General features: G+C 42.9%; 16 protein-coding genes. All 16 read right to left on the reverse strand.

What is annotated here, in order from left to right:
- Nucleotides 1-11: 11 nt before the first annotated feature.
- Nucleotides 12-725 carry a hypothetical protein gene (locus UB32_RS10180; protein ID WP_044393509.1) on the reverse strand — a complete coding sequence of 238 codons (714 nt, stop codon included), beginning with the start codon at nt 723-725 and terminating at the stop codon, nt 12-14.
- A 133-nt stretch (nt 726-858) separates the two neighbouring features.
- Nucleotides 859-2,154 carry a 3-phosphoshikimate 1-carboxyvinyltransferase gene (aroA, locus tag UB32_RS10185; protein WP_044393485.1) on the reverse strand — a complete coding sequence of 432 codons (1,296 nt, stop codon included), beginning with the start codon at nt 2,152-2,154 and terminating at the stop codon, nt 859-861.
- 17 nt (nt 2,155-2,171) lie between these two features.
- Nucleotides 2,172-3,278 carry a prephenate dehydrogenase gene (locus tag UB32_RS10190; protein ID WP_044393487.1) on the reverse strand — a complete coding sequence of 369 codons (1,107 nt, stop codon included), beginning with the start codon at nt 3,276-3,278 and terminating at the stop codon, nt 2,172-2,174.
- Between the two features lie 13 nt (nt 3,279-3,291).
- Entirely contained in the window at nt 3,292-4,395 is a 1,104-nt protein-coding gene (gene hisC, locus UB32_RS10195; protein ID WP_044393488.1) for a histidinol-phosphate transaminase, read from the reverse strand.
- A 40-nt stretch (nt 4,396-4,435) separates the two neighbouring features.
- Entirely contained in the window at nt 4,436-4,792 is a 357-nt protein-coding gene (aroH, locus tag UB32_RS10200; RefSeq protein ID WP_044393510.1) for a chorismate mutase, read from the reverse strand.
- Complete coding sequence (gene aroB, locus UB32_RS10205; RefSeq protein ID WP_044393489.1) at nt 4,785-5,879, reverse strand: 3-dehydroquinate synthase; 1,095 nt, start codon at nt 5,877-5,879, stop codon at nt 4,785-4,787. Before aroB ends, aroH begins: the two co-directional genes overlap by 8 nt.
- Nucleotides 5,879-7,051 carry a chorismate synthase gene (gene aroC / locus UB32_RS10210; RefSeq protein ID WP_044393490.1) on the reverse strand — a complete coding sequence of 391 codons (1,173 nt, stop codon included), beginning with the start codon at nt 7,049-7,051 and terminating at the stop codon, nt 5,879-5,881. Before aroC ends, aroB begins: the two co-directional genes overlap by 1 nt.
- A gap of 192 nt (nt 7,052-7,243) precedes the next feature.
- Complete coding sequence (locus UB32_RS10215; protein ID WP_044393491.1) at nt 7,244-8,017, reverse strand: CheR family methyltransferase; 774 nt, start codon at nt 8,015-8,017, stop codon at nt 7,244-7,246.
- 153 nt (nt 8,018-8,170) lie between these two features.
- Nucleotides 8,171-8,617 carry a nucleoside-diphosphate kinase gene (ndk, locus tag UB32_RS10220; RefSeq protein WP_044393493.1) on the reverse strand — a complete coding sequence of 149 codons (447 nt, stop codon included), beginning with the start codon at nt 8,615-8,617 and terminating at the stop codon, nt 8,171-8,173.
- A gap of 90 nt (nt 8,618-8,707) precedes the next feature.
- Nucleotides 8,708-9,670: a heptaprenyl diphosphate synthase component II gene (gene hepT / locus UB32_RS10225; protein WP_044393511.1), complete on the reverse strand. Its 963-nt coding sequence runs from the start codon at nt 9,668-9,670 to the stop codon at nt 8,708-8,710.
- 207 nt (nt 9,671-9,877) lie between these two features.
- Nucleotides 9,878-10,579, reverse strand: a complete 702-nt coding sequence (locus UB32_RS10230; protein ID WP_044393495.1) for a demethylmenaquinone methyltransferase — start codon at nt 10,577-10,579, stop codon at nt 9,878-9,880.
- A 4-nt stretch (nt 10,580-10,583) separates the two neighbouring features.
- Nucleotides 10,584-11,420 carry a heptaprenyl diphosphate synthase component 1 gene (locus UB32_RS10235; RefSeq protein ID WP_044393497.1) on the reverse strand — a complete coding sequence of 279 codons (837 nt, stop codon included), beginning with the start codon at nt 11,418-11,420 and terminating at the stop codon, nt 10,584-10,586.
- A gap of 219 nt (nt 11,421-11,639) precedes the next feature.
- Nucleotides 11,640-11,873, reverse strand: coding sequence for a trp RNA-binding attenuation protein MtrB (gene mtrB, locus UB32_RS10240; RefSeq protein WP_044393499.1), 234 nt, complete (start codon nt 11,871-11,873; stop codon nt 11,640-11,642).
- A 139-nt stretch (nt 11,874-12,012) separates the two neighbouring features.
- Nucleotides 12,013-12,579: a GTP cyclohydrolase I FolE gene (folE, locus tag UB32_RS10245; RefSeq protein WP_044393501.1), complete on the reverse strand. Its 567-nt coding sequence runs from the start codon at nt 12,577-12,579 to the stop codon at nt 12,013-12,015.
- Between the two features lie 186 nt (nt 12,580-12,765).
- A complete protein-coding gene (locus UB32_RS10250; protein WP_044393505.1) occupies nt 12,766-13,038 on the reverse strand; it encodes an HU family DNA-binding protein in 273 nt (90 codons plus the stop codon).
- A gap of 109 nt (nt 13,039-13,147) precedes the next feature.
- On the reverse strand, nt 13,148-13,406 hold a 259-nt coding region (locus UB32_RS20285; RefSeq protein WP_206742574.1), incomplete at its 5' end, for a hypothetical protein.

Genomic DNA, 13,406 nt, shown 5'->3' on the forward strand with positions numbered 1-13,406 from the left:
AAGTTTACTCCTCAGAGCTGCCCGCCATTGTGCAGATTTGATTTTTCTGGAAAGATTCCGGTCTTTTTTAAAACCGATCTAGAAACCGGAAGGCCATTCTTCAATTCCTCGTATATAGCGGGGATTTTCTCTTTTTTCATCCAACTGCTCCAGCGATTAAGCTGTTTCTGCTTCTCTTTTTCGTACTGTATTTCTGCAAATAACGGAATAATTGGACAGTTGTAAGGAAACAGCGCCTCCCTGATCCACCCCCAAGGCATGATCTCCAGGCTGCCCATCTTATCTATTTCGAGAAAGATAGCCGGTATGTGCAATTTTTTACACTTGCGAATAAAGGAAGGGGTAAGCAATCTTAATGGAATCGAGATTCCCAGGACATAGTCAATTGGACTATCAAGCAAATCCTTTTTTGCCTGCTTGAGACTTTCTTCCAGCTGCCGTTCAAATTGGACTGAGACAGCTGTGAAGAGTACGGTGCTACCCTTCATGAGAAAGTTCTTCAGGAAATATTCTTTTCTGGCTGTAAAGGAACCTGTAAGCGGAACTGTGGAATCAAACAGGACATGAGTCGGGGTCATGATATATTTATCTGCATCCATCTTCATTTGCTGATACCTTTTGAATCCTGAACCTGTCGTCATAATCCGGCCATCTTCCACCAGCATGCTTGTATTAGTGAGAGCCTGTCCCTTCATGAGGTGGACATTTTCGATAATGTATGCCATAAATACCACTCCTTTATCGGTCTTATGACAAACTATGCAAAAAATTCAGGAATATAACGGTTTTGCATTACTGTTACCGCTAAATAACGAATCGAGGGCCAACCATTTTCATGGTTGGCCCTCGATCTGCTTTTTAAGCTTGAACTAAGTTATATAGATCATCGAAAAAACCAGGATAAGAAATGGCGACGGCATCACTTCGTTCCAAAACGACTTCTTGTTCGCAAAGAAGTGCAGCGATGGACAGCATCATCCCGATTCGGTGGTCCCCATGGGCAGAAACGGTTCCTCCCGCTAGGTTTTGGTTTCCGTCAATGACCATCCCATCCTCCGTTGCTTCTATATTCACCCCAAGCTTCTTAAGCTCTTTTACAACCGTATCAATCCGGTTCGTTTCCTTGACTTTCAATTCTGCTGCATCTTTGATTACCGTCTTGCCTTCCGCCTGTGTAGCAAGTAAGGCAATAATCGGTATTTCATCGATCAGCCGGGGAATCAAGGCTCCTTCTATCGTTGTTGCCTTTAGACTTGAATATTGAATCCGGATATCCCCAGCAGGCTCGGCCGCCTTTTCTTGCTCATATGGTTCAATCCTTATATCTGCTCCCATTGTGATCAGAACATCGATGATTCCCGTTCGTGTTGGATTCAGTCCTACATTCCTAAGCACAATGTCACTTCCAGGAACAATCGCACCTGCCACCATAAAAAACGCTGCGGAAGAGATGTCGCCAGGAACAGTAATGTGTGCTGCTTTGAGTGATTGGCCACCAAGCACCCTTACCGAGTCCCCTGTCCGTTCAACTTTGCCGCCAAACTGCTTGATCATTCGTTCCGTGTGATCTCTTGTCCTTACTGGTTCGACGACCACTGTTTCCCCTTCGGCCTGCAGACCGGCAAGGAGGACTGACGATTTCACCTGCGCACTCGCAACAGGCAATGGATAGGTGATTCCTGTTAACTTTCCGCCTTTCACAATCAGCGGAGTGAACTCCCCATTATTTCTCCCATCAATCCTTGCTCCCATTTTGGACAATGGCACCGTTACTCTCGTCATCGGTCTTTTGGCAATTGATTCATCTCCCTCTAGTCGGGATTCAAAAGGCAGTCCAGAAAGAATTCCCAGCATCAGCCGGATGGTCGTTCCGGAATTTCCAACATAGAGCGTTTCTTCCGGATGCTTTAAGCCACCGATTCCGTTGCCAGAGACGATCACCTCGCTGTCCTTGCGGATAATCTTCACACCGAGTTTTTGAAAGCAGGAAATCGTACTCAAACAATCTTCTCCGGGAAGGAAGTTCTTAATTTGGGTGGTCCCTTCGGCGATAGAGCCAAACATGACTGCCCTATGGGAAATGGATTTATCTCCCGGTACGGTAATTTCACCTTTAAGGGAGTATACGTTTGTTTTCAGTGCTTTTGTAGACATATTTCTGCTCCTTCAGTTTACTCGGCTACAGACATCTCATATTCTGTGTATTTTCCGATGCATTGCATTGCTTTTTCCCGATCTTCAGGTGTCTGAAAGCTGATTACTAACACTCCATATATATCTTCGCGAGTTTCCATGATTCTGATATTTGTGATGCTGATCCTTTCCGTTGCCAGATACCCGGTCACTTCAGAAATAATCCCTGGATAATCAGGAACATCCACAAACAAGTCATAAAAGCTTGGAATCGCTCCCTTATCATTTACAGGAAGGCCGTCACGATATTTTTTTGCAGCATCAAAATAATCATGAATTTTGTCTTCATCCTTCGTAGTCAATAACTCCTTGACACGCTCCATCTCAGCCTGCCAGTCGCTTAACAGCGAAACAAGAACATCGCTGTTTTGCAGCAAAATATCTCTCCACATTCTTGGGTTACTGGAAGCTATTCGGGTGATATCCCTGAAGCCACCTGCTGCAAGCCGGTTTACTAGCGGTTTTTCTTTGTCCGCACGAGCAGCTTGATGTACTAATGAAGCAGCAATGACATGAGGAAAATGGCTGACAACGCCGGTAAGATAATCGTGTTCTTCTGGTGATACTTTCAGAAATTTTGCTTTCGTCCCCGAAAGCCATGATTTTAAGCGATCGACTGTGCTGTCCCTAACATGGCTGGCAGGTGTCAGCAGATAGAAAGCATTTTCGAACAATAGTTTCTTCGCCGCAGCTACCCCACTTTTGTGGGAACCGGCCATCGGATGGCCCCCTATGAAGGAAATTCCTTTGTCAGAAAGGATGGACGCTTTCTGGGAGATAAACCCTTTTGTGCTTCCAGTGTCTGTAATAATGACTTCCTGTTTCAGCGGCAAAGATGCTAACGTTTCGATGATCTTCCCTGCGACCATGACAGGAGTCGCTAGGATGATTAAATCTGCCTCCAAAGCTTCTTCTTCCATGCCTTCTGCAGATCTGTCAATAACGCCAAGCATCTTTGCCAGGTTCATCTGGTTCTGGTCCAAGTCATAGCCTACCAATTCTGCATCTGGATGCTTCTCTTTAATACACATTGCCAGAGAGCCGCCAATCAATCCTAGCCCAATGATCAATACGCGGCCTTCCATAAAACCCACTTCCTTATTTAGATATTGCAGCATCAACATTCAAAAATTCTGTCATTGCCTTAATGACCCCTTCATTTTGTTCCTTAGAACCAACGGTAACTCTTATCCCTGTTGGAAAGCCGAGCGCTGTGCCTGATCGAACGATATACCCTCTTTCAAGCAGGAATTGAAACACTTCCTGTCCGTCCGTGTTAAAGTCGATCAAAATGAAATTCCCTTGTGAAGGAAAATAGGTTAATCCGGCATGATCACAAAACTCGTAAAATTGCTGTAATCCCGCTCGATTTTCGTTTCTGCACTCTTCGATGAATTTCTGATCTTCGAGGGCAGCAATTGCCGCTGTCTGAGCCAAAGCGTTAACATTAAACGGTTCCCTGGCTGGTTCCAATACCCTGATAGTATCCTCATTGGCAATTCCATATCCGACCCGAAAACCGGCTAAGCCATAGATTTTCGAAAAAGTTCGTAAAATAATCAGGTTTTTATATTGATCCAATAAATGGATGGAATCAGGGAAATCGTCAGCAACCACATATTCATAATAGGCTTCATCTAGGACTACCAGCACATCGTCAGGAACCCTTGCCATAAATGCAGTCAGTTCTTCTTCTGTTATATGAACTCCTGTCGGATTGTTTGGCGAGCACAGCCAAACGACAGAAGTTTGATGATCGATGGCAGTTGCCATTCCGTCGAGATCATGAGCCCCGTTTACTACTGGGATTTCTTTCGTTTCACTGCCTTCAATGATTCCATTATGCTTATACTGAGGAAAAGTTGGAGCAGCCATCACTGTATTTGTTTGTGGGGAAAGCAGGGCTCTTGCAATAATTTGGATTATTTCATCTGAGCCATTTCCGAGTATGATCTGTCCCTCTTTTACACCCAAATGCTCTGCAAGTGCATTACGAAGTTCAAAGGCATAGCCATCAGGATAAACCGAATAACTTCCTGGATTTCCTGCAATTTTCCTTTTCACGTTTTCTGAAGAACCAAATGGATTCTCATTTGATGCCAGTTTTACGATATCCGTTAAATTATACTGCCTCTTCACTTCTCCGATTGTTTTGCCTGGCTGGTACGGTTTAAGCTTTAAAAGCTGGTCTTTCCATCTCATAACTATCCACCTCAACTATCCAATTCTTAAATTTAAAAAATCATAAATCTGGTCTCAGACCAGCAGCTCCCTCAAGATAAATATGCTTGATTTCATGTTGCTTTTCATCTGTTTGAAAATGGATCATCACCCTGATGCACATTGGAAGCGAGCCAGAGACGGCTAATTCCTTCATGCACATGACAGGTACATATGTCCAGCCGTCTAGATTCCTTAATGCCTTTGCCGGGAAGGCTGCATCGATATCATCCGTAGCAGAGATAAATATGGAAGCAACTTGTTCGGGATCCATCTGATTGGAAGTGATCATTTCTTTTAACAATCTTTCTGTAGTATAAATCACTTCCTGCTCCTCATTGCGTCTTGCCGTGATGGCTCCTCTTACTCCCCTAATCATCATGCCCAACCTCCTCTTCGAATTTCTTTAGATAAGCCGTCAATGTTTTTTCATCTATTTCCATAAGTACAGGCTTGCCGATTTTTTCTAAAAGAACATAGCGAATTGTCCCGCCCACTGACTTTTTATCCTGTTTCATTTTTTCGATCAGCCGCTCTCGGTCCAGCCCCTCTGGAATGGAAGTTTTGTACCCGAGTTTCTTTAGCCATAGCTGAAATCCCTCTAAATGAAATTCGAGCCCAAGCAACTCCTTGCTTAATCCTAGGGCAAAAAGCATTCCGCAGGCGACGGCCTCGCCATGCGTGACCTTCCCATATCCGGCCTCTGCTTCGATTGCGTGACCGAGCGTATGACCGAAATTCAAAAAGGCACGAATCCCTTTTTCCTTTTCATCCTTCGCAACAAATGACCCTTTAATCGATATACCTGTTGTCAAGAAATCTAGCATCTCGGTTTCTGTTATGGCATCGAGTGAATAGATTTGTTCCCTTAGCCGATCATAAAAAGTTTCATCGCTAATCAGAGAGTGCTTGATCACCTCTGCAAAACCTGAACGCACTTCACGCTCCGGGAGTGTCTTCAAATAATCAAGATCATAAATCACAGCTTCTGGCTGATGGAACGCTCCGATCATATTCTTCCCTAGCGGGTGATTAACGGCCACTTTCCCTCCTACGGCACTGTCATGGGCAAGAATCGTCGTTGGAACTTGTATGAACCGAATTCCTCGCATATAGGTTGCAGCGACAAAACCCGCCAGATCTCCTACGGCGCCCCCACCAAAGGAAATGATCAGCGATTTCCGGTCTAGTTTATTTTCAAGAGCAGCAGAAAGACAATCATAGTATACAGGGAATGTTTTCGCTTGTTCCCCTGAAGGTACGATTTTAACAATGATCCGACTAAGCCCAGCCGACTTCTGAAAAGAATCGAGATGAAGCTTCGCGACTGTTTCGTCAGTAATTACCATGACGGAAGTATAATTGTCTGCTTCCTTTTGGATGAACTCGTACAAGAGGTGAATCGCACCTCCCCCTACAAAGACGGGATAAGAATTGGTACTCGTAACGATTTTTAGCTGTTGCATTAAAAATCCCTCGCAGTCCTTCTTTGTTCCTCGATGGTTGCTTTCAGCGTGTCAAACCGGTCAGCGTAGAACTGATCAACCAAAGCAGAAGCGAGCTCCCATGCTACAACATTTTCACAAACGACTGCAGCTGCCGGAACTGCGCAAGCATCTGAGCGTTCTATGCTAGCCGAAAAAGGTTCTTTCGAGTCGATATCAACACTCAATAACGGCTTATAAAGAGTTGGAATTGGTTTCATGACTCCTCGGACGACGATTGGCATTCCGGTTGTCATTCCGCCTTCAAATCCGCCAAGTCGGTTCGTTTTTCGGAAATAGCCGCGGCCTTCTTCCCAGGCAATTTCATCATGAACCTGGCTTCCTGGCTTCCTGGCTGCTTCAAAACCTATGCCGATTTCAACCCCTTTAAAAGCATTGATGCTCATAATTGCTGCAGCAAGCTTCCCATCAAGCTTGCGGTCGTAATGCACATAACTGCCGACCCCAGCAGGCATTCCTTCTGCAATGACTTCCACGACTCCACCGATGGTATCGCCATTTTTCTTTGCCTCATCAATCGCTGCCATCATTTCCTTTCCAGCAGCGGTGTCGAAGCAACGAACTGGAGATTCTTCGGTAACTTCTCTAAGCTCTTCTAATGAGGAATAGCTCAGATTCTGCGCTTTCACTCCGCCAATTTCCACCACATGAGCAACAAGCTCCACACCTAAGAGCGATAGCAGCTTTTTAGCCGCTGCACCTGCTGCAACTCTCACAGTCGTTTCCCTTGCAGAGGAACGTTCAAGTACATTTCTCATATCGCGATGTCCATACTTGATTGCTCCATTTAAATCTGCATGACCTGGTCTTGGTCTGGAAATCTTTCTTTTTACAGCTTCCGAGGAAGGATCATCCAGCGGTTCCTGTCCCATGATGCCGGTCCAATGTTTCCAGTCATTGTTTTCAACGACTAGAGCGATAGGAGATCCTAGCGTTTGTCCATGCCTGATACCTGCAGTAATTTGGACCTCGTCTTTTTCAATTTGCATCCGTCTGCCGCGGCCATAGCCCTTTTGCCTGCGCGCAAGCTCGTTGTTTATATCTTCTGCAATCAACGGCATTCCTGCTGGCATTCCTTCAATTATTGTCGTTAATTGCGGTCCATGTGATTCACCTGCTGTTAAATATCTCATATACTTTCCCCCTTCAACTCGCTAAAGGATTTGTTTTACTATATCACACAGTTTTCAATAAATAAATTAAAAATTTCGATCCATGTATGATTATGTATCAATCCTAGTAAAGATTGGAGCCATTTTATCATGAAACTCTTTCTCTCGCAAAAAACGATAATCGATCACACTGTCTTCTTTCGGTTACCTGCGTTATTTTTTTCTGTAAAAAAAGGTATCCGCAGTCTCAAAGCCGTATGTACCGGGATTGAAAATCTGTTCTGTGCTGCCAACAAATAAAATACCACCCTGCTTTAACGCCGAGCTGAATTTTTGATAGATACTATCCTTTGCCTCTTCGGTAAAATAAATGAGCACATTTCGGCAGACGATTAAATCGAATGGACCGTTATAGCGGTCGGCGAGCAGGTTTTGCTTTTCAAACTGAACCGCCTTCTGTATCTCTTCGGTAATTGTATAATAGGTGCCATCCTTCCTGAAAAATTTGTCAACCATTTCCTTTGGCGCTTCATTTAGTGCCCTTTCAGAATAAACTCCAAGCCTTGCTTTCGCCAAGACGTTTTCGTCAATATCCGTCGCAAGTATTTGGATCCTTGGCAAGGGAAGATGCTTGGAAAGCACCATCCCCAGCGTGTATGGCTCTTCTCCTGTTGAACAGGCAGCACTCCAGATTTTTGGAGTCGGATTTTTGCTCAACAATTCAGGAAGGATTGTTCGATCCAAAACATCCCACCTTTTTGCATTTCTGTAAAACTCGGAAACATTGATAGTCATCCTGTCGAGAAATTCATTCAATAGCTGATTGTCTTTGTCGAGTGCTTGATAGAATTCTTGGAAAGAGGCAAAGCCTTTCTTTTGATAGAGAGAGGTTAATCTCCGCTTCATCTGGGCTTCTTTATAGAGTGAAAGATTAATACCCGTCTTCTGGTAGATTTTCCGTGTAAAGAGTTCGTAATCCTGCTGCATTTGATTGCTCCTTCTCGTTACTAATAAAACCGAACAGTTTCATTATAACGAAAATTTCTGAGATTCGTGCACCATTTTTCAGCTCGCACTTTAGGCAGTCGCAGTTGGAGTATTCAAAAGGACACTTGCTCATAGCAAGTGTCCTGGGATCGTCTAGTATATCCACTCGTTGATTAATTTGCTGTGTTCTGCCAATTCTTCTTGTTTAAAAAATAGTCCCATTTCACGTGCTGCACTTTCAGGTGAGTCTGAACCGTGAATAATGTTCTTACCTACTGTTACGCCGAAGTCTCCGCGAATTGTTCCAGGAGCAGCATCCTTTGGATTGGTAGCACCCATCATCTGGCGTGCAGTTGCGATTACATTCTCGCCCTGCCATACCATCGCAAACACTGGACCAGAGGTAATGAAATCTACCAATTCGCCGAAAAATGGCCGTTCTTTGTGCTCGCCATAATGCTCTTCAGCAAGTTCTCTTGGAATGTTCATAAGCTTTGCACCAACTAGCTGAAAGCCTTTCTTTTCAAAGCGGGTAACAACCTCACCGATCAAGTTGCGTTGTACCCCGTCCGGCTTGACCATCAAATACGTCTTCTCCATGTGTTCCACTCCTATTTCTATATGTATGTGAACCGCTTACAAAAGCAATCCTAAGAAATAGTATCATTTTTTAGAAAAATCCGCAACTTGCTAATAATTGCGTTTTCCAATAAATTTGGCGATGTCACGCAATGACTTTTTCGCCTTGCTTGGCGGAAGTTGTTCAAGGACGGCTAATGCTTTATCTAAATACCGATCGCTAATTTGTAAAGATTTTTCAATCGCGCCTGAGTTTTTGATCAGTTTCAGTACTTCCTCTAAGTCTTCTCTATCCATTCCTTGATGTACATTTCTAACCTTGCTGTTGATGTATTCATCCTGCATGGCATACAGAACGGGAAGCGTGATGTTTCCCTGTAGGAGATCGCCGCCTGAAGGCTTTCCCAGCTCTTTTTCTGTCCCTGTAAAGTCGAGAACATCATCCGTGATTTGAAAGGACATCCCTACATAGTATCCAAACTTATACAATTTACGATGTTCCTCTACCGGTACTCCGGCCACAACAGCGCCAAGCTGACAGCTAGCAGCAATCAAAAGCGCAGTCTTCCTCTTTATCCTGAGCAGATAATTGCGCAGGTTTTGAGTGAAATCATATTTATCTTTTATTTGTTCAATTTCGCCAATGCTCAATTCAACGATGGTATCTGAAAGAATCTGGTGAGCCATCGGATTGTTAATTTCGGTCATTAACTCAAGTGCTCTTGCAAAAATATAATCGCCAGTGTACATGGCAATCCTATTATCCCATTTCGCCTTGATCGTCGGCTGACCTCTCCGCAATTCAGCATCGTCAATCACATCATCGTGTACGAGTGATGCCATATGGATGAGTTCGAGAGAGACCGCAACATCTTTGATTACATTGATATCATAATCGCCTAATTTTGCCCCGAGAAGCACGAAAACAGGCCTGATTCGTTTTCCTCCGGCTTTAAGCAAATGCAAGCTTGCCTGTCTGAGCAGAAGGGCATCAGCCTGAATTGACTCTTCCAATTCTCTTTCTATTAATGCCAAATCAGCATGTAAATATGTATATAACAGCGTCATCTTCATTATTATCCACCCAGCTTTTGCATTCTCGATCTCCAATATTGCGAATTTCACATCCAAATGTTCCATTTCACAGACAGGAGGCTTCTTTTATTCCGGCTTATTAATGTCCAGGCAAATAGTTTTCCGTTTTTTTTAAAACAACAGAGATAAAAACAGGCTGACCTTCCTTGCCTAGCAATTCAAAAAGGACAGCCAGAGTACATCTGATTATTTTCGGCCTATATGAACAGCAGCTACACCGCCGCTGTACGGTTTATATTCTACGTTTTCAAAACCAGCTGCCGTGAACATCTCTGCCAGTTCTTTCATTCCGGGAAAGTCTTTCGCAGATTCCTGTAGCCAGGAATATTCATCATAGCTTTTTGCAAACAATTTTCCAAACAACGGCATGATGAACCGGAAGTATATTCGGTATGCTTGTTTAAATCCTGGCATGGTCGGCTGGGAAGTTTCCAGGCATACCGCTATTCCGCCCGGTTTAAGAACTCGATGCATTTCACGCAGAACTTGATTGTAATCAGGGACATTTCTCAAACCGAACCCGATTGTGACATAATCGAAGCTATTATCATCAAATGGGAGTTCCATCGCGTTTCCATGAATCAAGTTTGCCTGGTTAAGGTGCCGAGATTTTATTTTTTCTTCCCCGATTTTCAGCATATTTTTGCTGAAATCAAGACCTGTTACTTGACCATCCCTTCCAACCGCTTCTGCAAGAGCAATTGTCCAGTCAGCCGTACCACAGCAAACATCTAAGGCGGAAGCCCCTTTTGGGACACTCATCTTTTTCATTGTGTCATTTCGCCATTTTATATGTTGCTGGAAGCTAATAACAGAATTCATTTGATCGTAATTTTGATAGATTTTTTCAAACACACCATGAACACGTTCTTCTTTCGATTGCTGCATTGCTTTACCCTTCTTCCGCGAAATTTTTAGACATCCGTTGAAACTGCCCGGCAGTAAGGTCTAACCGTTCCAGCAGCAAGCTGTTTACCCCTGAAAGCTGTTTCGAAGCTATTTTTATTTTCGTCATGGAAAATTCGATGTATTTTGTACAGATGGACAAAAGGTATTTTTGCTGCTCCGTAGAAAGCGATGCATTCTTTTGATCTGTTTTTGGCAAGGCAATCTTCTTTAGCGCATTAAACAAGAGGGAATTTCCAGTTTTCAGAAAGACTGTTTCTTCAAAAAGCAGCCTTTTGACAAAAAGCCAATTAGAGGCGAATTCATACCATTCTGACGCTTGATAATAAGCAGTAATCTTTCCAAAAAGCGAAGATTCGATCAGTTTTACGCTTTCCATCAATTGATCGATTGCGATTGAATCTTTCTGATACAGGGATATTTTATGTTCATTCACTTCTTTTACACCTGATGCCAATAATTTGATCATATCAATATCTTCAAGGTCCGCAAGCAACTTATAATACAGACCGCTGTAATAAATACCGGCAAGAACCGTCAATTGACGGTGCTTATATCTTTCATCCTCTTTACCTGGCAGGGAATTGCTTACATGCTCATGGGTATCAAGGGCGATCTGCAGGAGCATGGCTGTCAGAGTATAGCTGACTGCTCTTTGCTGACTTTCTTCTTCCTGCTCAAGCAATGAAATGAGCAACAAGAGTCGATCATCATCGATATAAGGAGCTTCTACATGTTTTTTTAAATAAGGATGTGCAAGTTTTTCTAAAAGAAGCTCCTTGGTGCTGTTTAATTTATTTTGTAAATCTAGCAAATGAATCACCCTTGTTCCCCTTATTTATTCAACTGCCAGCAGCGGGCATGATTTGATGTAACCCAAGAATTAGCAAACATAAAAAGTATGATTCCTTTTCATGAACATTGTAAAGCAGTGACAATTATATCACAAAAGATAAAAACTTGGGGATGATAATATAAATTAAACACAATTTGCGAAAAATCGATTATGATTTTGTAACAAAATAGTTGGTTTTAAAACGCCTTACTTTTTCTCGCTTTCCATTTCTCCAAAAGGTGTCATAATCTTTGCGTGACCTCTAATTTTAATCGCTGAAGTGTGTTCTGTAAACTGTGCAATCATTACTTCACCTTGATCCAGCTTTTCTGAATGATGGAACCGAGTGTCTGTACCTCTCGTAAGTCCAATTACGTTCACTCCATCCTCAATTGCTTTAATTACAACATAATCTGGGTTAACTGTTTGTTTTTTTTCCATTTTTTATCCCCCTCATGAAAAATAGAACGAGACTTGCTTTTGACGATTTACGATAAAACAAAAGGCTAAAAGAGTTTCTTTCAGCCTTTAGGATCTTCCATAGATTTTGTGATAAACGGCTTTTATTGCGGTTAATTTATTAGTCCTTGATTAAAGAAAGAATTTCAGCTCTTGCGTTAACATCCTCAGCTAAATTCCCTCTCACCGCAGAGGTAACTGTTTTAGAGCCAGGTTTTTTGACTCCCCTCATCGTCATGCACATATGTTCTGCTTCCACCACGACCATGACACCATGGGGATCCAGCTTTTCCATAATCGCATTAGCAATGGTTGACGTGATCCTCTCCTGCAGTTGCGGTCGCCTTGCCACTGCTTCAACAGCCCTTGCCAGCTTGCTGAGTCCGGTGACCTTGCCGCCTTTTGGAATATATGCGACATGAGCCTTTCCAAAAAATGGAACAAGATGATGCTCACACATAGAGTAAAAGGGGATATCCTTCACAAGGACTAGTTCCTCATGGTCCTCGCCAAAAATGGTTTCGAAGTATTCTTTTGGATCTTGGTTCATACCCGAGAAAACTTCCTCATACATCCTCGCTACCCGCTTGGGGGTATCCAGCAGGCCTTCCCTATCAGGGTCTTCACCGATTGCTTCTAATATTAAACGTACCGCTTCTTCAATTTGGGCACGATTGACGTTTGACATCTGCGCTTCCTCCTATTGGTCCCTCAACTCATTATAATCCTGTTTTGTCTTCCCTATTTGATTATAATATTTTCATCTTAGCATAACCAAATCAAAGCAAGCAAAACTTTATGATTTTGATACGTAAAAAAGGCCGCGAACAGGTCGCGGCCTTTGTTTAGCATACGCTCAGTGCGTCGTATGTAATTATTTCACTGCATCCTTAAGTGCTTTACCTGGTTTGAAAGCAGGCACCTTGCTTGCAGAGATTTCGATTTCATCTCCAGTTTGTGGGTTGCGTCCTTTACGGGCTGCGCGCTCACGAACCTCAAAGTTACCAAAACCAATTAACTGTACTTTGTCCCCATCTTTTAACGCATTTAAGATTGAATCAAAAACAGCTTCAACAGCTTTTGTTGCGTCCTTCTTTGAAAGCTCACTAGCTTCTGCAACTGCATTGATAAGTTCTGTTTTGTTCATGCCATTCACCTCCTCCCAAAGAGTCCCATTACTGTTCAGAAATTAAGCGTCTTACATCATTTCTAAACAAAACAGATGAATTGTATACGTTGTTTATAGATTTTATTTATCAATCGATGATAAATTCAACCAAAATCGCTTGAACCCCTATAAAATAAGGCTTTTTAAGCGACAACGCTAATTCTGTTAAAAGATTATCATAATGCTTACCTCTTATCAAGATAATTTCAAGAAATAATGGGAATCTTTTCTTCTTTGAAACATATTTGTAATAAGTTACCCTTCGTGAACTACTCCCACCACTTACCACCCTTACAGGTCGCTTGAAGTGGGGGCTTCTCGACTTATCGTTGCTTTTCCTAGCCAAC

Source organism: Mesobacillus subterraneus (assembly GCF_000934845.1).
Taxonomy (GTDB): Bacteria; Bacillota; Bacilli; order Bacillales; family Cytobacillaceae; genus Mesobacillus; species Mesobacillus stamsii.

Coding starts and splice junctions, on each gene's coding strand:
- UB32_RS10230 (WP_044393495.1), bottom strand. CDS start 10,579: ATGCAGCAATCGAAAGAAGAACGTGTTCATGGTGTGTTTGAAAAAATC.
- ndk (WP_044393493.1), bottom strand. CDS start 8,617: ATGGAGAAGACGTATTTGATGGTCAAGCCGGACGGGGTACAACGCAAC.
- UB32_RS10215 (WP_044393491.1), bottom strand. CDS start 8,017: ATGCAGCAGGATTACGAACTCTTTACACGGAAAATCTACCAGAAGACG.
- aroB (WP_044393489.1), bottom strand. CDS start 5,879: ATGCAACAGCTAAAAATCGTTACGAGTACCAATTCTTATCCCGTCTTT.
- aroH (WP_044393510.1), bottom strand. CDS start 4,792: ATGATTAGGGGAGTAAGAGGAGCCATCACGGCAAGACGCAATGAGGAG.
- UB32_RS10180 (WP_044393509.1), bottom strand. CDS start 725: ATGGCATACATTATCGAAAATGTCCACCTCATGAAGGGACAGGCTCTC.
- folE (WP_044393501.1), bottom strand. CDS start 12,579: ATGTCAAACGTCAATCGTGCCCAAATTGAAGAAGCGGTACGTTTAATA.
- hisC (WP_044393488.1), bottom strand. CDS start 4,395: ATGAGATGGAAAGACCAGCTTTTAAAGCTTAAACCGTACCAGCCAGGC.
- mtrB (WP_044393499.1), bottom strand. CDS start 11,873: ATGGAAAAAAAACAAACAGTTAACCCAGATTATGTTGTAATTAAAGCA.
- hepT (WP_044393511.1), bottom strand. CDS start 9,670: ATGAAGATGACGCTGTTATATACATATTTACATGCTGATTTGGCATTA.
- aroA (WP_044393485.1), bottom strand. CDS start 2,154: ATGTCTACAAAAGCACTGAAAACAAACGTATACTCCCTTAAAGGTGAA.
- UB32_RS10190 (WP_044393487.1), bottom strand. CDS start 3,278: ATGGAAGGCCGCGTATTGATCATTGGGCTAGGATTGATTGGCGGCTCT.
- UB32_RS10250 (WP_044393505.1), bottom strand. CDS start 13,038: ATGAACAAAACAGAACTTATCAATGCAGTTGCAGAAGCTAGTGAGCTT.
- aroC (WP_044393490.1), bottom strand. CDS start 7,051: ATGAGATATTTAACAGCAGGTGAATCACATGGACCGCAATTAACGACA.